The organism is Massilia sp. Masssp93 (genome assembly GCF_059491295.1).
Map to the genome: position 1 here is coordinate 3,127,351 of NZ_CP168502.1, position 22,077 is coordinate 3,149,427.

Annotated in this window: 14 protein-coding genes; 9 read left to right on the top strand and 5 right to left on the bottom strand. The window is 67.1% G+C overall.

Going from position 1 to position 22,077, the window contains the following annotated elements; genetic code table 11:
• Nucleotides 1-258 precede the first annotated feature (258 nt).
• From ACEN9Q_RS12815 to ACEN9Q_RS12825, 3 genes are all read left to right on the top strand, one after another.
• Nucleotides 259-879, top strand: a complete 621-nt coding sequence (locus ACEN9Q_RS12815; protein ID WP_495628700.1) for a flavin reductase family protein — start codon at nt 259-261, stop codon at nt 877-879.
• A 278-nt stretch (nt 880-1,157) separates the two neighbouring features.
• Entirely contained in the window at nt 1,158-3,359 is a 2,202-nt protein-coding gene (locus tag ACEN9Q_RS12820) for an NADP-dependent malic enzyme (RefSeq protein WP_495628701.1), read from the top strand.
• Nucleotides 3,360-3,594: 235 nt separating this feature from the next.
• Nucleotides 3,595-4,638 (top strand): DUF4380 domain-containing protein, encoded by a 1,044-nt coding sequence (locus tag ACEN9Q_RS12825; protein ID WP_495628702.1) that lies wholly within the window; start codon nt 3,595-3,597, stop codon nt 4,636-4,638.
• A gap of 105 nt (nt 4,639-4,743) precedes the next feature.
• On the opposite strand, the gene ACEN9Q_RS12830 is transcribed toward ACEN9Q_RS12825, so the two are convergent.
• A complete protein-coding gene (locus tag ACEN9Q_RS12830) occupies nt 4,744-7,686 on the bottom strand; it encodes a TonB-dependent receptor (RefSeq protein WP_495628703.1) in 2,943 nt (980 codons plus the stop codon).
• Nucleotides 7,687-8,629: 943 nt separating this feature from the next.
• Between ACEN9Q_RS12830 and ACEN9Q_RS12835 the strand changes: the two genes are divergently transcribed.
• Nucleotides 8,630-9,673: a LacI family DNA-binding transcriptional regulator gene (locus ACEN9Q_RS12835; RefSeq protein WP_056439904.1), complete on the top strand. Its 1,044-nt coding sequence runs from the start codon at nt 8,630-8,632 to the stop codon at nt 9,671-9,673.
• 9 nt (nt 9,674-9,682) lie between these two features.
• Here the strand turns inward: ACEN9Q_RS12835 and ACEN9Q_RS12840 are convergent, their stop codons facing one another.
• Genes ACEN9Q_RS12840 through ACEN9Q_RS12855 form a run of 4 tightly spaced genes read right to left on the bottom strand, consistent with a single transcriptional unit; the run spans nt 9,683 to nt 14,675 of the window.
• A complete protein-coding gene (locus ACEN9Q_RS12840; protein WP_495628704.1) occupies nt 9,683-10,264 on the bottom strand; it encodes a malonic semialdehyde reductase in 582 nt (193 codons plus the stop codon).
• A 13-nt stretch (nt 10,265-10,277) separates the two neighbouring features.
• The gene (locus ACEN9Q_RS12845; protein WP_495628705.1) at nt 10,278-11,507 is read right to left on the bottom strand and encodes a sterol desaturase family protein; all 1,230 of its coding nucleotides are present in this window, start codon (nt 11,505-11,507) and stop codon (nt 10,278-10,280) included.
• Nucleotides 11,508-11,544: 37 nt separating this feature from the next.
• Nucleotides 11,545-13,398: a glycoside hydrolase family 13 protein gene (locus tag ACEN9Q_RS12850; protein ID WP_495628706.1), complete on the bottom strand. Its 1,854-nt coding sequence runs from the start codon at nt 13,396-13,398 to the stop codon at nt 11,545-11,547.
• Nucleotides 13,399-13,412: 14 nt separating this feature from the next.
• Nucleotides 13,413-14,675: a maltoporin gene (locus ACEN9Q_RS12855; protein WP_495628707.1), complete on the bottom strand. Its 1,263-nt coding sequence runs from the start codon at nt 14,673-14,675 to the stop codon at nt 13,413-13,415.
• Nucleotides 14,676-14,854: 179 nt separating this feature from the next.
• Here ACEN9Q_RS12855 and ACEN9Q_RS12860 point away from each other — a divergent pair, with 179 nt between their 5' ends.
• The 5 genes from ACEN9Q_RS12860 (at nt 14,855) to ACEN9Q_RS12880 (ending at nt 22,068) form a co-directional block, all read left to right on the top strand.
• Nucleotides 14,855-16,579, top strand: coding sequence for a TIM-barrel domain-containing protein (locus tag ACEN9Q_RS12860; RefSeq protein WP_495628708.1), 1,725 nt, complete (start codon nt 14,855-14,857; stop codon nt 16,577-16,579).
• Nucleotides 16,570-17,253: a DUF5110 domain-containing protein gene (locus ACEN9Q_RS12865; protein WP_495628709.1), complete on the top strand. Its 684-nt coding sequence runs from the start codon at nt 16,570-16,572 to the stop codon at nt 17,251-17,253. The genes ACEN9Q_RS12860 and ACEN9Q_RS12865 overlap by 10 nt, the downstream gene beginning before the upstream one ends.
• Nucleotides 17,254-17,263: 10 nt before the next feature.
• Nucleotides 17,264-18,877, top strand: coding sequence for an alpha-amylase family glycosyl hydrolase (locus ACEN9Q_RS12870; protein ID WP_495628710.1), 1,614 nt, complete (start codon nt 17,264-17,266; stop codon nt 18,875-18,877).
• A 429-nt stretch (nt 18,878-19,306) separates the two neighbouring features.
• Nucleotides 19,307-20,776: a glucose-6-phosphate dehydrogenase gene (zwf, locus tag ACEN9Q_RS12875; protein ID WP_056439917.1), complete on the top strand. Its 1,470-nt coding sequence runs from the start codon at nt 19,307-19,309 to the stop codon at nt 20,774-20,776.
• Nucleotides 20,777-20,964: 188 nt separating this feature from the next.
• Nucleotides 20,965-22,068 (top strand): alpha/beta fold hydrolase, encoded by a 1,104-nt coding sequence (locus tag ACEN9Q_RS12880; protein WP_495628711.1) that lies wholly within the window; start codon nt 20,965-20,967, stop codon nt 22,066-22,068.
• The last annotated feature ends 9 nt before the right edge of the window (nt 22,069-22,077 follow it).

The following is a 22,077-nucleotide window of genomic DNA, read 5'->3' on the forward strand; positions in this document are numbered from 1 at the left end:
TCGTAGGGTGGGCGGCCCCCGCCCACGCGCATGCGTGCGACACGCGAACGTCACACGTACGCACGGTATCGTAGGGTGGGCGGCCCCCGCCCACGCGGATGCGTGCGACATGCGAACCTTCCGCGCGGGCACGGGGTGCCCGCCCTACGAGTTTTGGTGTCGCGACGCGTCGGTTAGTTGCAAACGGCCGGGAAACGATGGCGTTGCCCACACCCGCGGCCCGATGCGGTATCGTGACGGCCGCACACAGGAGTCCCGATGAACGACAGCATCCATTTCTACGAACCGCGCGCCGGCCACGGCCTGCCGCACGATCCCTTCAACGCCATCGTCGGGCCGCGTCCCATCGGCTGGATCTCGTCGCGCAGCCGCGCCGGCACCCTCAACCTCGCGCCGTACAGCTTCTTCAACGCCTTCAATTACACGCCGCCCATCGTCGGATTCGCCAGCATCGGCTACAAGGACACGGTCCGCAACGTCGAGGAAACGGGCGCGTTCTGCTGGAACCTGGCCACGCGCGCCCTCGCCGACCGCATGAACGCCACCTGCGCCGCCGTGCCGCCCGACGTCGACGAATTCGCGCTGGCCGGCCTGACACCCGTGGCGTCGCGGCTCGTCGACGTGCCGCGCGTACTGCAAGCGCCCGTCTCGTTCGAGTGCCGGCTCACCCAGGTCGTGCGGCTGCAGGGCGCCGATGGGCAGGCCGTGCCGAGCTGGCTCGTGCTGGGTGAAGTGGTCGGCGTGCACATCGACCGGGCGCTGCTCACGGACGGCGTCTACGACACGGCGCGCGCGGGCCACATCCTGCGCGGCGGCGGTCCGGCCGACTATTTCGAGGTCGGGCCGGCGCAACTGTTCCGCATGTTCAGGCCGCAGTGATATACGTAATATCTGGCGAACTAAGCAACAAAGCCCGCGATCACGTATGATCGCGTATCGCCGTCGACCACGGTGCCCCCGTCTACGCCTGCGCCAGGAGCGCGCGTACAGCCCCGGCCATCCGCGCCGTGCGGGCGACGGGCGGTGCCCGCGGCACCGCTTTCGACTCGAAACGCGGCGCATGTCCCGGCACACGTCACCCCCGCGGTCCCTGCCGCGCACGGGACGGCAGCAAAGAATACACAACATCGTCCGCGCCAAGCGGCATAGGAGAAGCAATGAGTACCGAAAGCAGCCTGAACGAGGCTAAAGACACCCAGTTACGCGCCGACGCGCTCGAATACCACCGCAGCCCCGTGCGCGGCAAGATCGAGGTCGTGGCGACGAAACCCCTGTCCAACCAGCGCGACCTGTCGCTCGCCTATTCGCCCGGCGTGGCCTACGCCTGCGAGGAGATCGCCGCCAACCCGGCCACCGCCGCCGAATACACGTCGCGGGGCAACCTGGTCGCCGTGATCTCGAACGGCACCGCGGTCCTCGGCCTGGGCAATATCGGCCCGCTGGCCAGCAAGCCCGTCATGGAGGGCAAAGGCTGCCTGTTCAAGAAATTCGCCGGCGTCGACGTGTTCGACCTGGAGCTGGCCGAGAACGATCCCGATAAACTCATCGAAGCGATCGCGATGCTCGAGCCGACCGTCGGCGGCATCAACCTGGAAGACATCAAGGCGCCCGAGTGCTTCTACATCGAGAAGAAGCTGTCCGAGCGGATGAACATCCCCGTCTTCCACGACGACCAGCACGGCACCGCCATCATCTCGTCCGCCGCGCTGCTCAACGCGCTGAAGGTCGTCGGCAAGGACATCGGCCGGGTGAAACTGGTGGCGTCCGGCGCGGGCGCGGCGGCCATCGCCTGCCTCGACATGATGGTGAGCCTGGGCGTGAAACGCGAGAACGTGTTCGTCGCCGATTCGAAGGGCGTGATCTGGCAGGGCCGCGAAGCGAACATGGAAGCCAACAAGGCCCGCTACGCGCAGGATACGGACGCGCGTACGCTGGCCGACATCGTGAACGGCGCCGACGTGTTCCTCGGCTGCTCGACGGCGGGCGTGCTCACCGGCGACATGGTGAAGACCATGGCCGACCGCCCCGTCATCCTGGCCCTCGCGAACCCGGAGCCGGAGATCCGTCCCGAAGTGGCGAAGGCCGCCAGGCCGGACTGCATCGTCGCGACCGGCCGTTCGGACTATCCGAACCAGGTCAACAACGTGCTGTGCTTCCCGTACATCTTCCGCGGCGCCCTCGATTGCGGCGCGACGCGCATCACGACCGAGATGAAGCTGGCGTGCGTGAGCGCGATCGCCGAACTGGCCGAGGCGGAAGCCAACGACGCCGTCGCCGCCGCGTACGCCGGCCAGGACCTGACCTTCGGCCCCGACTACATCATCCCGAAACCGTTCGACCCGCGCCTGATGGCCGCCATCGCGCCGGCCGTCGCCAGGGCCGCGGAAGCGTCGGGCGTCGCCACCCGTCCGATCGCCGACATGGACGCCTACCGCGACAAGCTGGGCGAGATGATCTACCACACCGGCTTCTTCATGAAGCCCGTGTTCGCCAAGGCCAAGGCCGCGCCGAAACGCGTCGCCTACGCCGACGGCAGCGAGCCGCGCGTGCTGCGCGCCGTGCAGACCGTCGTCGACGAGGGTCTCGCGAAGCCCGTCCTGATCGGCCGCGCGGGCGACGTGGAAAAAGCGATCAAGCAGTCCGGCCTGCGCCTGAAGCGCGACGTCGACTACACGCTCGTCGAGGCCGAGGGCGACACGACCCTGCAAGGTGCCCATCTGCTGAACGCCGGCCAGGTCGACTCGCTGATCTGCGGCATGCAGGGCAGCTACGACACCCACCTGGCGCACGTGAAGAACGAGATCGGCCTCGCGCCGGGCGCCGACGTGCTGGCCGCGATGAACGCGCTGGTGCTCGACAAGATGACCCTGTTCATCACCGACACCTATGTCAACGACAATCCGTCGGCGCAGGAACTGGCGGCGATCACGAAGCTGGCCGCGACCGAGATGCGCCACTTCGGCGTGGAACCGAAGGCGGCGCTGGTGTCGCATTCGATCTTCGGCTCGTCCCAGCGTCCGTCCGCGCAGCGCATGCGCGACGCGCGCGCCCTGCTCGCCACGAGCGCGCCGGAACTGCCGGTGCTGGGCGAAGTGCATGGCGACGCCGCGCTGTCGGAAGACATCCGCCGCGTGTACCAGTCGGATGACGGTTTCGCCGGCAGCGCCAACCTGCTCGTGATGCCGTCGCTGGACGCCGCCAACATCCTGTTCAACGTGCTCAAGGTCACGTCGGGCAAGGGCGTGACGGTCGGCCCGATCCTGCTGGGCGCGGCGAAGTCCGTACACATCCTGAGCCCGAGCGCGACCGTGCGCCGCATCGTCAACATGACGGCGCTGGCGGTGGCAGAAGCGCGCTAGGACCTTCTGCCAAAAAGAAGCGCGCCAGCGTCCATTTGACTGGCTCGTATCGCCAGCAGTAAGACCGTCGCCCCTGCGCAGGCAGGGGCCCAAGATCGTCGCATCTCGCAGCATGCGAACTTGGGGGTGGAAACTGCGAAAAGAAGCCCGGCAAACACTCGGGGACGCGCCCCCGAGTGCCGGATTCTTTGCTAAGCTGTCAGGCTGAAACCGATTTCACACAGCCCGACATATCATGCCCACTCCACGCAAGACCGCCCTCGCGCTGGCCCTGCCCTGCGCCCTCATGGCCGCCGCCCACGCGGCGTCCGACATTCCCGTCCACACCCTCGACAACGGCAGCGTGCGCGCGACCGTCACGGACGCCATCGGCGGCCGCCTGCTGTCGTTCGGGCTGGCCGGCCAACCCAACTTCCTCAAAGTCGATACCCGGGCCGGCGATCCCGGCGCGCCCGTCGACGCGAGCACCGACAACGTCGGGTATCTCGGCCACGAGATCTGGGTCGGACCGCAAAAGGAATGGTGGTCGCACCAGGACGTGAACCCCGCGCGCGCCGGTGCGCCCTGGCCGCCCGATCCCTGGCTGAGCCTCGCCCGCTACAAGGTCGAGGACAAGCGCGCCGACGCCATCACGCTCGCGAGCCCGGCCAGCCCCGTGAACGGCCTGCAGCTCGTGAAGCGCTACAGCCTCGTCGCCGGCAAGCCGCACAGCCTGCGCCTGGACGTCGACGCGGCGAACATCCGCACGAACCAGGTGGCCTGGGACATCTGGTTCAATACGCGCGCCCACGCCGACACGCGGGTCTATGTGCCGGTCGCACGCCGCGAGGACGTGCGCCAGCAGGCCATCGAACCCAAACCGGACATGGTGCCGCTCACGTGGACGCTGGCGGACGGGCTGTTCTCGCTCGACGCCTACCCGGCCGGCAAAGGCCAGCCGCACCGCAACGGCAAGATGCTGCTGCAGCCGTCGGGCGGCTGGATGGCGGGCTTCCACGACGGCCAGGTGCTGGTGATCCAGTTCGCGCACCAGCCGCGCGCGGCCATCCATCCGGACCAGGGCCAGATCGAGTTGTACAACGACTGGCAGCCGGACGCGCCCGACAAGGGACTGATGGAGATGGAAGTGCATGCGCCGTACGTCCGGCTGGCGCCGGGGCGGCACATGCAGGCGTCGGAGCTGTGGACCCTGCTGCCTTACGACGGGCCGGACACGCGGGCGGCGCAGGTGGCGTTCCTGCGGACGAACGCGAAGGCGTTGGGGTTGGAAGGACTGTGATCGTATGAACGTCGCCCCCGCGGAGGCGGGGGCCCTATTTTGCATGCGCCGACGAGACGCCCGCAGAACTGGGGTCCCTGCCTTCGCAGGGACGACGGTGTTACATCAGAAGCTGTAGCGCATCTTGGCCGTATAGCGCGGCCCCGACACGAACCATGCGCGGCCCTTGAACCCGACGCCCTGCTGCATCAGCTGGCGGGTCTTGGAGTCCGTCAGGTTCTGCGCTTCCACGCCGAACGCCAGCCGCTCCGTGATGTTGTAGAACACCGAGGCATCGAGCTGGCCGTAGCCGTCGGACCACACCGGCAACGCCCACGCCACGTTGTGCTGGCCATAGGTCGGGCTGCTCGGGTTGGTATCGGTGCCGTCCGTGCCCTGCGTGCCGTTCACGTTCACGTTCTGCAGGTTCTTCGAGCGCCAGTTCCAGGCCAGGCGTGCCGACAGCGGTCCCTTGTCGTACATGAGCGCCAGGTTGTACGTCTGGCGCGACAGGCCGATCAACGGCAGGTCGCCGAACGTCTTGCCGTCGATGTCGCAGCCGTTCAGGTTCAGGTTGTAGTTGTCGGCCGTATTCCCGCCCGAGCAATACACGGAGTGCACCGGCGTGTGCAGGTCGATCTTGCTGTCGACAAAGGTGAAGTTCGCCTGGACGCCGAAGCCCGACAGCCAGCCCGGCAGCATGTCGAAGTATTGCTGGTACGCGATCTCGGCGCCGCGCGCATGGCCGTCCGCGCCGTTCACGGGGCCCGTCACGGTGAACGTGTACGGCTTGCCGGTGTTGTCCGACACGTTATAGCCGTACGACTGCTTGATGATGACGTCCTTCAGCTGCTTGTTGAACAGCGCGAAGGTCAGCGAGCCGGACGGCGCGAAATACCACTCGGCCGTCAAGTCATACTGGTGCGAACGCACGGGGCGCAGGTTCGGATTGCCGGTGCCCGTACCCGTGTAGGTAACGAGGCCGCTGGCATTGTCCACGTTCTGCGACAGCGTCGTGTAGCCCTGCAGGTCGCTGAAATCGGGGCGCGAGATGCCGGTGGACAGGCCGAAGCGGAATTGCAGCTTGTCCGTCGCCTTCATGCGCAGGTTCAGGCTCGGCAGCACGTTGTTGTACATGTTGCTGAAGTCCTGCTTCTGGGAGAACGCGGTGAACACGGGAATGCCGGCGCCCGTCGACGTGCTCGGGTTGAGCACGGTGTAGCCGTGCGCCGTCATGTCGGTCCGTACGTAGCGCACGCCGATGTTGCCGTCGACCGGGTATTTCAGGTCGTCGAAACCGAAGCGCAGTTGCGAGTACAGCGCGCCGGTCTTCTCCTTCTGGTCGTTCACGCCGGCCGGATCGGTACCGAAGGTCGCCGGGCTCCACGCCGTGCAGTTGGGGCCCGTTGCGCACAGCATGTTCGGATACGTGTGCAGCTGGGCGTACGTGCCCGGATAGCCGGTCGCCAGCGACACGGCCGGGAACACCAGTGCCGGCACGTTGGTGTCGTTGTTGAAGAAGTTGTTGAACGAGTGGATCTGGGTCTGGTTGGAGAAGCGCGGATCGCCCAGGTAAGCCAGGCCCGTGAGCGTGCCCGGCACCTGCCAGGTCTGGGTGATGGCCGCCCAGTTGTAGCTCGGGTTCGAGTTCTCGTTGCGCGAGTCGCGGTCCGTCAGGCGCACGCCGAAACGGATGTCGCGCAGCACCGGATGGTCGAAGTCGTACTTCGCGTCCGTCCGCCAGGCCCACTCGCCGGCCTTGCTGCGGTCCTGGTGTTCCATCGTGAACGCCCAGTAGTAATTGTTCGGATTCGCGAGGTAGGCGCGGTCGGCGTCGGTGAACGACAAGGTCGGCACGTCGCCGCGCAGGTCGATGGTCTCGCTCGGCATCTGCACGCCGGTGGCCACGGTCGAGTCGAAGCTGCTGGTCGTGGCGCGGATGCGCTGCAAATCCGTGCTCAGGGTCCAGCGGTCGTTCGGGCGCCAGCGCACGTTCCACGCGATGTCCGTCGTGTCCGACTTGCGGTCGGCCGAGCGCGTGTCGCCGCCGAAGTTGATGCCGTTGTCCTGCGGATCGGTCAGCGTGCCGGTCAGCAGCGCGCCCTTCGAATCGAACGTGGCGTCCGGGCTGACCTTGATGTTGTAGGGGCTGGACTGGGCGAAGATCGCCTGCTCGTCCCAATGCATCTTGTAGCGCGACTTGAAGAAGGTGAGCGAGGAGCTGAGCGTGCTGTCCTTCTTCCACTGCAGTGCGCCGTAAGCGCCTTCGCGCTTGCGTTCGAATTGCAGCGTGCGCCATTGCGAGCCTTTCGGCACCCACACGGTCTTGCCCGCCACGACGTCGGCGCGCGGATAGTAGGGCTCGACCTGGAACGCGTCGGTACGGTCGCCGTGCTCCGAATACGCGAGGTCGACGAGGGCGCCGACTTCGCCGAAGCCGGTCTTCCAGCGGTTCGAGAACATGAAGGAGGCGGACGGCTGGCGCTTGCCTTTCTTGAGTTCCGAGTAGGTATCTTCCACCGTCAAGGCAAACTTGCGGCCCTTGTAGTCGAACGGCATCGCCGTGCGCAGGTTCACGAGGCCGCCCACGGCGCCTTCGATCTGTTCGGCGGACGGATTCTTGTAGATGTCGACGCCGGCCATCAGTTCGGGCGGCACGTCTTCGAAGTTCAGCGCGCGGCCGCCGTTGGCGGAGAACGAATCGCGGCCGTTCAGTTCCGAGCGGACGTACGACAGGCCGCGCACGTTCACGCCCGAGCCTTCGACCGAATAGTGTTCCGGGTCGCCCTTGGACATCGTGCGATCGATGGTGACGCCGACGACGCGCTGCAGCACTTCCGTCACCGAGCGGTCCGGCAGCTTGCCGATGTCGTCGGCCACGACCGAGTCGACGATCTCGTCCGAATTCTGCTTGATCTTCTGTGCGGACTGCAGCGCGGCGCGCTGGCCCGTCACGACGACGACGTTGGCGTCCTGGGTTGCCTGGGTCTGCGCCAGCGCGGTGCCGCCGGCGAGCAATGCGATCTGGCCCACTGCGACGGCGATCGCGGTTCTCTTGAATCGAGTCATGTAGTCTCCTGTGCTCTGTTTGTGGTGCCCCGCTTCAACGGCGGGGCTGGTTACGACTGCGGATGAATACGGCCACCCTGCGGCGGCCGCAATAATGGGTCAGTGCGAATTCGGGGCTGCTTGCCGGAACGCGGCACGGCCGGATCGGCGTTGTAGAGAGGTCGGGATCATGGTCCCGGTCCGGAATGATCGGCGATGGCCGGCGGAGGTTGGCATTGTTGTCTCCATGCTTTATTTATTGCACAGGCGATGTAGTCGTTATGGTCTTGTAATCGGTTTCATGAGTGTAGTGATTTAGCGTGATTTTTGTCAAACGCCATAACATCACTGTTGTACGCTAACATCGTATGTATATTTTATTTGCGAAAAAGTATGCTGAAATTTGATAGCTCGACAATTCGTCCGAAAAGCGCAACACGCTTGTGCAAGGTGGTGGTTTCGGGCCGAAATGTGGCGGAAGAAAATTGAACAGGACACGAGCGATAAATCCAATCCGCAGAGGGACGCAGGCCGGCAAACGTGACGCGCCGCTCTTCACGAACGCGCGGTTGCGGGCAAATCGCAGCGGTTATCAGGCGTTCGCTGCCTGATCCGGGGTGCACGATTTCAGGCTATTTTAGATAGCGCTACCATCACAATAATCCGCTATATCTAATTGGCGCAGTTTTGCCTATAAACAACAACTCTCTCGGTGGCCCAATTCTGAACATTGTTTTGGTAGCGCAATCAATTAAATCTCTAAATGAATTATGAAAAACATTTCCCTTCCCGCTCCACTTTTGCGGAAAAGGGAAATGGTATCTTGTTGCTATCCATGAGAGCACGTAGAGTCCTATCGATTCCCTTCGCTATGCGACCCATTTAAAAAGAGCGCAATAATAGACATGACCGATTTTCAAAAGTTCCCGAACCGCATTTGCCGCGCAGGCCGCCCGGAGGCTGCATGAACATGCCGGCCGAACCGCCGAAGAAGACTCGCCGCACGAAAGGCGGACTCACGCTCGTGGACGTGGCCCGCGTCGCGGGCGTGGCGCCGATCACGGTGTCGCGCGTGCTGAATTCACCGGAAAAGGTATCGGCCGACCTCGTGCAGAAAGTGCGCTCGGCGATCGAGCGCACCGGCTATGTGCCCAACCTGCTCGCCGGCAGCCTGGCGTCGACGAAGAGCCGCATGATCGCGGCGATCCTGCCCACCATCGCGGGCTCCGTGTTCCTCGACATGATCCAGTCGCTGACGGAGACGCTGGCCGGCGCCGGCTACCAGCTCATCCTGGGGCAGGCGGGTTATGTGAATTCGCGCGAGGACGAACTGCTCGAAGCGATCATCGGGCGCCGGCCGGACGGCATCGTCCTCGCCGGCATCATGCGGTCCGCGCAGGGCCGGCGCCGCCTGCAGGCCAGCGCCATTCCTCTCGTCGAGACGTGGGACCTGACGCCCACGCCGGCCGACATGCTGGTCGGCTTTTCGCACGAGGACGCGGGCCAGGCGGTGGCGGAATTCCTGTACCAGCGCGGGCGCCGCCGCGTGGCCGTGATCAGCGCGTCCGACGAACGCGCCCAGCGCCGCAACAACGCCTTCGCGCAGGCGGCCGTGCGCCTCGACATGCAAGGTCCGGACGGCCAGGTGCCGTTCCACTCCATCCCCGCGCCGGGCACGGCCGCGAACGGCCGCGTCGCCCTGCGCGCGCTGCTGGCGGCGCATCCCGACATCGACGCCGTCTTCTGCAGTTCGGACATGGTCGCGCTCGGCGTGCTGACGGAAGCGCGCGTGCTGGACATCGACGTGCCGGGCCGGCTGGCCGTCGTCGGCCTCGGCGACCACCCGTTCGCGGCCGAGCTGTACCCTGCCCTGACCACCGTGCGCATCGACGGCCGCGCGATGGGCGGCATCGCGGCGAACTTCCTCATCGACCGGATCGCGGGCAAGGACATTCCCGAGGTCGTGCGCGACATCGGCTTCACCATCGTGGAGCGGGACAGCACCTGACGTCCGGCCTCAGGCGATCCGGCACGCTTCCCCGAAGCCCAGCCGCGGCGCGCGCGGACGCAGGCAGGACGCGTCGCCATAGCCGATGCTGCACACGAAATTGGAGCGGATGGCGGTGCCGGCAAAGAACGCGTCGTCCACCTGTGCGTGGTCGAAGCCGGACATCGGACCGCAATCCAGGCCGATGGCGCGCGCCGCCATGATCAGGTAGGCGCCCTGCAGCGACGAGTTGCGGAAGGCGGTGGCCGCGATCAGGGCGTCGTTCCCCGCGAACCAGGCGCGCGCATCCACGGCCGGCGACAACTGCGGCAGCTTGTCGTGGAACGCCATGTCCATCCCGACGACGACGGTGACCGGCGCCTGCGCCGTCCTGGCCTGGTTCCCGGGCGCCATGCAGGCCGCCAGCTTGTCCCTGGCTGCCCGCGACTTCACGAACACGAAGCGGGCCGGCGCCCCGTTGGCCGAGGTCGGCGCCCATTTCAGCAGGTCGTACAGGCGCGCCAGCTGGGCGTCGGTGACGTCGCGGTCCTGCCAGCCGTGGTGGGTGCGGGCCGCATAAAACAGCGTAGCGAGTGCGGTATCGTTCAGCATGGGGTGCTCCGGCCTAGCGGCTCAGCGGGACAGGATTCGGCGGCTCGTAGTCCGTGCTGCCGAACAGGATGAAAGGCCAGTCGCTCACCCGGTTGCGGCGCAGCTCCAGGCCCATGCGCAGATACGGCAGCACCACGTAGCGCAGCGGGTTCACGCAGAGGTCCGCGTGGGGATCGAACAGGCCGGTGCGCGGGAGTTGCCCGGTCGGCTCGACATACGTGCCGAACAGGCGGTCCCAGATGCTCAGCCGCGCGCCGAAATTGGCCCCCGTGCCGTGCGGCCCCGTCACCTCGCACGAGTGATGCATGTAGTGCACGCCGACGGTGACGAACACATGGCGCAGCGCCCGCAGCACGCGCGATTTCGACTCGACCCAGTACATGAAGATCGAGTGCGACGGGTCGACCAGCGCATCGATCACCATCAGCACGGCCAGCGCGGCGCCGGCATCGCGGATATCGGCGGTGAACAGCTTGGACAGCACGGGCAACAGCAGCAGCGCCGCGCCGCCGGCCGCCTGCAGCGGCAGCCAGCCCGGTTCGATGGCGCAGGTCATCTGCGTCAGGTTGCGGTTGCGGTGGTGGTTGATGTGGCCCAGGTTCCAGAAGCAGCGCGTCTCGTGGCACAGGCGATGCGACCAGTAGAAGCAGAAATCGCCGATCAGCACCGCCGCCGCCAGCGCCACCGATCCGTTCAGGTCGACCAGGGTCGGCACCTGGGCGACCAGCGCGTCGTAATGCGCCAGGAAGCGGCGCACCGGCTGGTTCAGCACGGCGAAGAAGGCGGCGCACGAAAACAGGCCGTTCACCAGCGCGACGTTGATCATCGATTCCCAGTCGAACGGGCGGCCCGTGATCCGCTTGTGGAACACCATGTCGAGCCAGGCGCACAGGATGTCGAACAGCGCGCGCCCGATGGCGATCCAGACGAGGAGTTCGGCCAGCGGCCGGTCCTGCGTGCCGAGGTCGAGGGCCGGCACCATGTAGAAGACGTACGCGACCCTGGCGCCGGCCATGGCGCTGAAGTCGTGGATGACGTCCTGCTGCCAGGCGCCGTAGACGACGGCCGCCGCCGCGGCCGCGACGAGCAGTGCGAACTGCCAGCCCGTGCGCCTGAACTTCAGGTCGCCGCGCCACAGCGGCAGGAGCAGCCGGCCGGCCGCTTCCCGCAGCGCGCGCAGCGGCAAGGCGCCGCCCAGCGGTGCGGGCACATCCTGTCCCAACGTTGGTTCGATATTGTTCATTTGATTCTCCATTTGAAAAGAATGCGTTACTCGACCGCTACTGCCGGATCTCCAGCACCAGCGCCGAGCGCGGCGGCAACGTGATCCGCTCGGCGAGATCGTAGGTCTTGCCCGTCACGACGTCGGTCCCGGTGGCATGCGCACCCAGCATCTCGCCGAAGCGCGCGGTGGCGAGCACGGTCTCGGCCCGGTTCTCGTTGAGCGCGACCATGACCTTGTCGGTGCCGTGACAGCGGAAATACACATAGGTGCCGTGTTCCGGCGTGAAGTGCACCAGCCTGCCCTGCCCGACCGCCGCCGAATGCTTGCGCCAGTTGAACAGCGTGCGCACGAGCCGCTGCGCTTCCCGCTGCCGCGCCGACAAGGCCCGGCCGCTGAAGGCATCGACCGGGTCGCCCGCCCAGCCGCCGGGGAAATCGGCGCGTACGAGGCCGTCGGCGCGCTCGAGGGGGCTGGTCGCCAGGATCTCGTCGCCGGCAAACAGCTGCGGCACGCCGCGCGTGGTCGCGTACCAGGCGATGCTCATCTTGTACAGGTCGAAGTCCTCGCCCAGCGAGGAATAGAAGCGCGGCGTGTCGTGGTTGCCGGGGAAGATCACCAGCCGGCCCGGATCCGGATACAGGAAGTCGAGGGCCAGCAATTCGTAGATCCGCGCCAGGCCGGTGTGCTCCCCCGGCGCCTGCGTCATGCCCGCCAGCCAGGCATAGTGCAGCGGGAAGTCCATCACGGCGGGCAGCGGCGAACGGTAGCCGTCGCGATTGCGCTTGCCCTGCTGCCAGTACGAGACGACGGCCGGACTGTCGTGCCAGTCCTCGCCCACCATCGTCAGGTTCGGATACTCGGCGCGGTAGGCCCGGGCCCAGCGCGCGAGAAACGCCTTGTCGGAATACGAGTAGGTGTCGATGCGGATGCCGGCCACGCCGAGATATTCGGTCCACCAGATCGTGTTCTGGATCAGGTAGGTGGCGAGCAGCGGGTTGCGCTGGTTGAGGTCCGGCTTGTTGGCGTCGAACCAGCCGTCGGTGAAGTTGCCGCGGTCGTCGAGCGAGGCGTGCATGTCCTCCACGGTGACGTGCGCATGGCGGTTGAACCTGCCGGCCGGATTGACCCAGTCGGCGGCCGGCAGGTCCTTCATCCACCAGTGCCCGGCGCCGACGTGGTTGAACACCATGTCGTGGATCACGCCCAGCCCCTTCGCCTTCGCGTCGGCCACCAGCCGGCGGTAGTCCTCGTTGCTGCCGAAGCGTGCGTCGACGTGGTAGAAGTCGGTGATCGAATAGCCGGCGTACGAGTACTTCGGCATGTCGTTCTCGTTGAGCGGGGCCGGCCACAGCATCGTGAAACCCAGGTCCGCGATGTAGCCGAGATGGTCGCGGATGCCGCGGATGTCGCCGCCGTGGCGGCCGTCCGGGTCGGCGCGGTCCGTCGCTTCCGCCGTCAATGCCGGCACGCTGTCGTTGCCCGGGTCGCCGTTCGCGAAGCGGTCCGGCACCAGCAGGTAGATGGCGTCGGCGGGCCCGAAGCCGCGGCGCCGGGCGGAACCCGGCGCGCGCGCGTCGAGCCGGTACGGGTGGCTCAGCACGTCCCTGCCGTTCTTCGCGAACCGCAGCATGAACTCGCCGGGCCGCGCGTGCGCGCCGATGTCGAGATCGATGAACAGGTAGTCCGGATTGGCGACGCGCTCGACGTGCGCGATCCGCACACCGTCGTACGCCACGCGCGGCGTCAGCTCGCCGATGCGGTCACCGTGCACCATCAGCTGCACGTGCGGATTCTTCATGCCCGTCCACCACGACAGGGGTTCGAGGTGGCGGATGGCGTAGTCCTGGCCCCGGGCATCCAGCGCGAGGGCGAGGCCGGACACGGCCAGCGCCAGCGTTTTACGCATCATGTTTCCCCGCGCTTTCAGAAAAAGGCCTCGACCTGGATCCCGGACGACAGCCCGCTCGTGCGCGTGCCGTAGACCGGACCGGAACCGTTGGCGGCATTGACCAGCGGCGTCGCCGCGCCGTTCCACTTGCCGTACGTGACGAAGGCGCGCAATTCCGGGCGCGACCACAGCCCCGGTCCGGCAGAAATCGTGGGCGCGACGGTGAACTTGGTGAGCCGGCTGGCGGGACCGCCGGCCGGATCGGTCAGGCGGTCGGTGCCGAATTCGAACTGCAGCTTGACGTAGCGGCCCAGGCCGAAGACGGGACGGGCGCCGATGGTGGCCCAGGTGCTGCTGCCCTGGGCATTCGACTTATCGCGCTGCATCAGCACGACGAACGACATGCCGAAATCGGGCCGCGGCTGGATCCACAAATAATCGAAGGCGCGCATTTCGCTCACGTCGTGGCCCAGCATGGTGCTGCCGGATGGGCCGAACAGCGCGACGCCCTCGTCCGCGCCCGGCCCCACCCCGGTGCCGGGGCCGACGCCGTACTGCAGCACCGCCGTGTTGACGCCGCCGGCCACGCCGTACTGCTTGTGGAAGACCGTCATCTGCCACCCGCCATGCCGCCCGGGGCCGCCCTGCGCCTGCACCAGCGTGGCGATCGCGTTCAGCGAGCCGCCCGGGTTCACCGGCAGGTCCTGGTAGACGAAGTTGTGGCGCATGGCCGCCGAGGTGTCGACGACCGCGCCGGTCGTGCGGCTGGCGATGTTGTGGTCGTTGTCCTTGAACACGGCATACGAGAACTTGCCGGGGCCCGCGGGAATCCGGTCGAACCCCGCGCCCGTGCTGTTGTAGGTCGGGATGACGTACCACAGGTCGAGCATGTGGATGTCGCTCCACAGGTAATCGCGCTTGCCGATCCAGGCCGTGCCGCCGTTCAGGAACGGCAGGCCGCGCGCCTCGACATACGCCTTGTTGATCTCGGTCCGGGCGCCGTCGAAATCCGAATGGGGGCTGTACGCGGCCAGCCACAGCGTGGCGAAGAAGGTCACGTCGTCCGCCTGCGCCACCTGCTTGGTGTAGCCGAACTTGGTGTAGGCGTCGCACTCGTTGCCGAGCCGGTATTTCAGCGTGTTGCCGCCGAGGCTGTAGCAGCTCTGCGGCCCGCCCGTCGAACTGCCGCCGAAGCCGGCGCGTAAATACCCGTGGAAGCCCTCTTCGTCCTGGGCGGCAACCGCGCCCGATAGTGCGCATGCCAGCAAAAGCGTGGCGGCGCGGAAAGTTGTTCTCATTGCGATCCCGTCATGTGTAGCAAAGTTACGTATAACCTGAATAGACATAAATACAACGAGAAAGCATATCACGGGCATTTTGTCCTAACAATGTTTACTTTATGTAATTGTCGTAGTTTAATTACATACATAGACTTGCTTCGTTGAAAATTTCACTCCACCGGACCCCCGTGACGACCATGCCATTCCGCTGCACCTTGTTGCTTATCCTTTCCGCAACACTCACGCCCGCCCTGGCGGCCGACCGCCATTTAATTTCTTGGAGTCAACATGACGGCCGCCTCGACCTGACCGTCAGCGACGGCGTGGTCCGCATCCAGCCGTACACCGACAAGATCGTGGAAACCACCTTCGTGCCGGCCGGCGAACGCTTCGATCCGGTCTCGCACGCGGTCGTGCTGAAGCCGGCGGCCCTGCCCGCGCGCGCGGCCGTGCGCGAGCACGACGGCGGCCTCGAATTCGACCTGGGCGCGCTCGGCGTCACCGTGCGCCGGGCGCCGTTCGCGATCTCGTACACGTATCGCGGCCAGCCGCTGACGGCGGAAAAGCACGGCTACGCACGCACGGCGCAAGGCGAGCGCATCGACTTCACGCTGACGCCGGACGAAACGATCTATGGCGCGGGCGGCCGCGTGCTGGGCATGAACCGGCGCGGCTACCGGCTCCCGCTGTACAACAAGGCGCATTACGGCTACGAGACCCATTCCGAGCAGGTCGCCTACGCCTTGCCGCTGGTGCTGTCGTCCCGGCTGTACGCGATCCACTTCGACAATCCGCAGCGCGGCGACGTCGACATCGACAGCCGCCACGACGACACCCTCGCCTTCGAGGTCCGCGGCGGACGCAGCACCTACCAGGTGATCGCGGCCGACAGCTGGCCCGAACTGCTGGCCAACTACACGGCGCTGACCGGCCGCCAGCCGATGCCGCCGCGCTGGGCACTGGGCAGTTTCGCCAGCCGCTTCGGCTACCACTCCGAAGCCGAGGCGCGCGCCACGGTGGACAAATACATCGCGGCCGGCATCCCGCTCGACGCCATCATCTTCGACATCTACTGGTATGGCGTGGACATGAAGGGCCAGGTCGGCAACCTCGAATTCACCAAGGAGCGGTTCCCCGACGCGCGCAAGATGATGGCCGACTTCGCGGCCAAGGGCGTCAAGACCATCGTCAGCATCGAACCGTATGTGATGACGGCCTCGAAACGGTGGCAGGAAGCGCTGCGGCGCGACGTGCTGGCCAAGGGGCCGGACGGCAAGCCGCTCGTGTACGACGTCTATTTCGGCCGCACCGGCCTGATCGACATCTTCAAGCCGGCCGCGCGCGACTGGTTCTGGGAACGCTACAAGGACCTGCACGCGCAGGGCGTGGCCGGCTGCTTCTGCGACCTGGGCGAGCCGGAAGGCCATCCGTCCGCGATGCGCCACCAGACCGGCAGCGCCGACCAGGTGCACAACCTGTACGGCCACGAATGGGCGCGCATGATGGCCGACGGCTACCGGCGCGACTACCCGAACGAGCGCCCGTTCATCCTGGCGCGCGCTGGCTACTCGGGCTCCCAGCGCTACGGCCTGATTCCGTCGTCGGGCGACTCGAACCGCACGTGGGGCGGCCTGCAGGGACAGCCGGAACTGTCGCTGCAGATGGGCATGCAGGGCGTGGCCTACATGCATTCCGACCTGGGCGGCTTCGCCGGCGCCAACCTGGACGACGAGTTGTACGCGCGCTGGATGCAATACGGGACGTTCCAGCCGGTGTTCCGGCCGCACGGCCAGGAGGAAGTCGCGTCCGAACCCGTGTACCGCGCCCCCGCCCCGATGGCGCCGCGGCGCGCCTGCGCTACCGCCTGCTGCCCTACAACTACACGCTGGCGTTCGACAACCACGTCAGCGGCATGCCGCTGATGCGGCCCCTGATGTTCGACGAACCGGACAACCCCGCGCTGCGCCTCGTCTCGGACACCTATCTGTGGGGCGACGACATGCTCGTGTCGCCGGTGCTGACGTCGCACGCGCAGCGCCAGCCGGTCTACCTGCCCAGGCGCGGCCCGTGGTTCGATTTCGCCACCGACCGCGAATACGCGGGCGGCGCCATCCACATGGTGGACCTGGTGCCCGACCACATTCCCGTGTTCGTGCGGGCCGGCGCCTTCATCGGCGAGGTGGAACCGGTGCAGAGCACGCGCGACTATTCGCTCGCGAAGCTGGCCGTGCACTACTACCACGACCCCGCGGTGCATGCCGGCCACGGAAAAATCTACGACGACGACGGCAGCACGCCGGACGCGTTCGAGCGCGGCCAATACCAGGTGCTGCATTTCGCCAGCCGGCTGTCAGGCAACGCGCTGACCATCGAATTGAGCGACGAAACCGGCAAGCACTACACGCCGGCCCCGCGCGAGGTGAGCGTCATCATCCACAATATCGGCACGCGTCCCGCCGGCGTCAGCCTGGACGGACGCGCCCTGCCGTTCGAATGGGACGGACAGCGCCGCCGCCTGGCGCTCGCGCTGCCGTCCATGCGCGCCAACACCGGCCTGCTGCGCATCGCGCTCGCGCCGGCCGACGAACGACCCTGAAAGGACAACCATGGACCTGCAATTCCGCCCCGACCCGGCCCTGCTGCCGCACGCCGTCCCCGGCGGCGTGCGCTTCACCTGCGACGCCGCGCCCGGCATCCGCACCGTCGCGCTGGCAGGCACGTTCAACAGCTGGGTGGGCGACGCCTGCATGCTGGAACGCGTCTCGCCCACCCGCTGGCAGGCGGTGCTGCCCGTGCCGGCCGGACGCCACCTGTATAAATTCGTCGTCGACGGCACGGACTGGATCGTCGATCCCGCCAATCCGTGGATCTCGGAAGACGGCCAGAACAACTCCTGCCTGACGGTCGACGACGCGGGATCGGTGCTGATGCGCCAGGCCGGCCTGTGTGCCGCAGCGCCCGGCCCGCTGCATGCGCGCGCCGCGCTGGCGAGCCCCGACTGGCTGCGCGACGGCGTGATCTACCAGCTGTCGGTGCCCGCGTTCGGCGGCGACTTCGACGGCGTGCGCGCCAGGCTGCCCTACCTGGGCGAGCTGGGCGTCGACATCCTCTGGATCATGCCCATCCACCCCGTCGGCATCGAAGGCCGGCGCGGCACGGCGGGCGACCCGTACGCGGTGCGCGATTTCGACGCCATCGCGCCGCACCTGGGCGACGCGGCGGCGCTGCGCGCGCTGGTCGACGCCGCGCACGCGCGCGGCATGCGCGTGCTGCTCGACTGGACGCTCAACCGCAGCAGCATCGACCATCCCTTCACGCGCACGCATCCGCACTGGTACACGCGGCGCGCCGACGGCAGCATTTATTACGCCGTCCCCAACCGCACCGAATTCGCCGGGTTCGACTTCGCCGACCGCGCGCTGCGGCGCACCCTGATCGACAGCATGCGCGGCTGGATCGAGCGCTTCGGCTTCGACGGCCTGCGCTTCGACGATTCCGACATCACGCCCTGCGATTTCCTCGACGAGATCCGCGCGGCGCTGGCGGCGGTGCGCCCGGACATCGCCCTCGTGTCCCAGTCGTACGACGAATTCCACCACCTGGCCGCATGCGACCTCACGTACGAAGGCGGCACGCGCGAGATGCTGCGCCGCTGCGCGCACGGCACGGCCGACGGCGCCGCGTTCGCGCGCTACTGGAACGAATCGACGTACAGCTTCCCGCGCGGCGCCCTGCGCATGCGCTGGCTGGAAGACAAGGAGCAGGGACGCGCGTCCGCCTTCCTGGGCCGCGCCGCCCACCGTCCGGCGGCGGCCGTGCTGCTGGCGCTGGACGGCGTGCCGCACATCCTGATGGGGCAGGAATTCAACGAGCCCACGTGGACCGGCTGGCAGGTGCTGTTCGACGGCTGGCGGCTCGACTGGGATGCGTTCGACGCCGCCGCGTACGCGCATTACCAGACCCTGATCGGCCTGCGCCGCCGCCACGCCGCGCTGCGCCGGGGCGCCACGACGTTCCTGGACGGCGTGCCGGCCGGCGCCGTCGGCTTCGTCCGTGCATACGACGGCGAGCGCATCGTCGTGCTCGCGAACCTGTCGGCGGCGCCGCTGGCGTTCGATGCCGGCCTCGCGCATGTGCGGCCGCTCTATGCGTCGGGCTGGCAGGGCGAATCCGCCACGCTGGCGCCGCACGGCTGGATGATCGGCACGCCCGCCGCGTAAAAAAAAAGGGCGCCGCGAAGGCGCCCTGAAGTGATATCGAGAGTAAGTAAGTCGAGGCCGTGCTGGTGGCCACCACGCCACCGCACGAGTTGCCATGTTAACGCGCCGGCGCATGCCGGGGCCATCACTTATTCGTCATTTGTTATCAGTTTTTAATATAGACCGAACCGGCACCGGCGCCACGCGAACCCCGGTGCCGGCCCGGTGTACAATCGTCGGTTCCAGGACACAGGCGTATCCATCCCGCCCGACCGCGGCGTCGCCGACCGGCCACAAGCCGGCGCACGACGTCCGCCGCCGCACGCATGCCGCACCGACACACGGGCGCGCAACGGGTTGCATCCGCCCAGCCCTGCCCGGCCACGTTTTCCCTTCGGTGCCGTGACAGCGTACCGGGCAACCATCTCAACTTCGAAGATTCAGAACAACATGCAGACCCACTCGACAGAGACAGACAACGGCCTCCCCCTCGACATGATCATCTTCGGCGGCATGGGCGACCTTGCGATGCGCAAGCTGCTGCCGGCGCTGTATATGGCTTTCCTGCACGGCAACCTGCCGCCGACGACGCGCATCCTGTCCACCGGCCGCCAGGATTTCGGCCGCGACGCCTACCTTGCCCACATCGAAGCGAATTCGCGTTCGTTCATCGCCGCCAGCAATTTCAACGAGAAGACCTGGGACGGCTTCCTGAAACTGCTCGAGTACGTGCGCCTGGACGTGCAGGCCGCGCCCGATTTCTCGGCACTGGCCAGCGCCTCGCGCGCCGGCGCGCAGCGCGTGTTCTACCTGTCGACGGCGCCGTCCCTGTTCACCACCATCTGCGACAAGCTGGCCGCGAGCAACCTCGTCGACGCCAATGCCCGCGTCGTGCTGGAAAAGCCGCTGGGCACGGACCTGGCGTCCGCGATCGCCATCAACGAAGACGTCGGCCGCCACTTCGCCGAATCGCAGATCTACCGCATCGACCACTACCTGGGCAAGGAAACCGTGCAGAACCTGATGGTCCTGCGCTTCGGCAACTCGATCCTGGAACCGCTGTGGCGCGCGCCGAACATTTCCAGCGTGCAGATCACCGTGGCCGAGGAAGTGGGCGTGGGCAGCCGCGCCGGCTTCTACGACGGCGCCGGCGCCATGCGCGACATGGTGCAGAACCACCTGCTGCAGCTGCTGTGCATCGTCGCGATGGAACCGCCGACGTCGCTGTCGCCGGACGCCGTGCGCGACGAAAAACTCAAGGTGCTGCGCTCGCTGCGCCGCCTGACCCTGGCCGACATCGCGCGCGACACGGTGCGCGGCCAGTACATCCGCGGCGTGTCCGGCAACCAGGAAGTGCCTGGTTACCTGGAAGAAAAGAACGTGCCGCAAGAGAGCAAGACGGAAACCTTCGTCGCCCTGCGCGCCTTCATCGATACGTGGCGCTGGTCCAAGGTCCCGTTCTACCTGCGCACCGGCAAGCGCATGGCGCGCCGCTCGTCGAAGATCGTGGTCGAGTTCGCGAATCCGCCGTTCCCGCTGTTCCCGCAGTCGGCCGGCGCCGTCGCCAACCGCCTCGTCATCGAACTGCAGCCGGAAGAAGCGATCAAGCTGCAGATCATGGCCAAGCAGCCCGGCAGCGGCATGGAGATGCAGCAGGTCGCGCTGAACCTCGACCTGCAGTCCGCGTTCCAGCAGCGCCGCGCCGAAGCCTACGAGCGCCTCCTGATCGACGTCGTGCGCGGCCGCCTCACCCACTTCATGCGCCGCGACGAACTGGAAGCGGCGTGGGAATGGGCCGACCCGATCATCGAAGGCTGGCAGACGCTGGACGAGAAGCCGCATCCGTACGCGGCCGGCTCGTGGGGTCCGGCCGAGTCGTTCGCGCTGCTCGCGCGCGACGGCCACAGCTGGGTCGAGTAAGCCCGGCACGGGTGGCGGACGGTGCGCCGCCACCTGTTTTAATCATGCACAATAGCCTGCAGGCATCGTCAACGCTCCCTGTTTAACGCTTCGCAAACCCGGGCCAGATTCCAGTCGCGCGCGATTGGAGCCCGGGACCGGGTGGCGTAGAGTGCGGTGTCTTCCACTCTGACCTCGGACGAATCGCCATGCAGGCAAGCAACTGGAACACCACGATGGGCATGCTCGGTGCGCAGGCCCTCAAGAACATGGACCGCAGCCGCCGGGCACGCGGCGACATGCTGGACCGCGCGGGCTACGGCCCGCAGCAGACGCCCTCGACGGTCCTGCACGCGGAACCCGGCCTGAACGTGCGCCGCTACGGCGCGCCTGCCGACATCACGGCGAACGGCGGCGCCGCCGTGCTGATCGTGCCGGCGCCCATCAAGCGCCCGTATATCTGGGACCTCGCACCCGACGTCAGCGTCGTGCGGCGCTGGCTGGAGCGCGGCTGGCGGGTCTACTTGGCCGAATGGGTGGCGCTGCCGGACACCCACGACCATTTCGGCCTGGACGACTACGGCGACCACCTGCTGGCCGCCTGCCGCCGCGCCATCGCGGCCGACGGCGGGCCGGACCAGGTCGTCCTCGCCGGCCATTCGCTGGGCGGCATCCTGGCCGCCATCCACGGCTGCCTGCACCCGGATGCCGTCAGCGCGACGATGCTGCTGGAGTCGCCGCTGCACTTCACGCCGGCGTCGAGCTGCTTCGCGCGCCTGATCGACGCGACGCCGCACGCCCGCCCCATCGCCGACACGTTCCGCCAGGTGCCCGGCGTCTTCCTCAACATGATGAGCGCGATGGCCGAGCCGCAGGCATTCCAGTGGGAGCGCTGGACGGACCGCTGGCTGTCGATGGCGGACCTGCAAGCCATGGTCACGCACATGCGCGTGGAGCGCTGGACGCACGACGAATTCCCGCTGCCCGGCCGGTTGTTCACGGAGATCGTCGAATCGCTGTACCGCCACGACGCGTTCATGCAGGGCAAGCTGGCCATCGGCAGCCGCACGATCGGGCCGCACGACCTGCGCTCGCCGCTGCTGAGCGTGGTCGATCCGCGCAGCAAGCTGATTCCGCCGGATGCCCTGATCCCGTTCCACGACGCGACGGCCAGCCCCCGCAAGAAGGTGCTGCACTACCAGGGCGACGTCGGCGTCAACCTGCAGCACGTGGGCGTGCTCGTGGGGCGCAGCGCGCACGAAAAAATCTGGCCGCAGATCTTCGACTGGCTGGACGGTCGGGACGCATCGTAAATGGCGGGC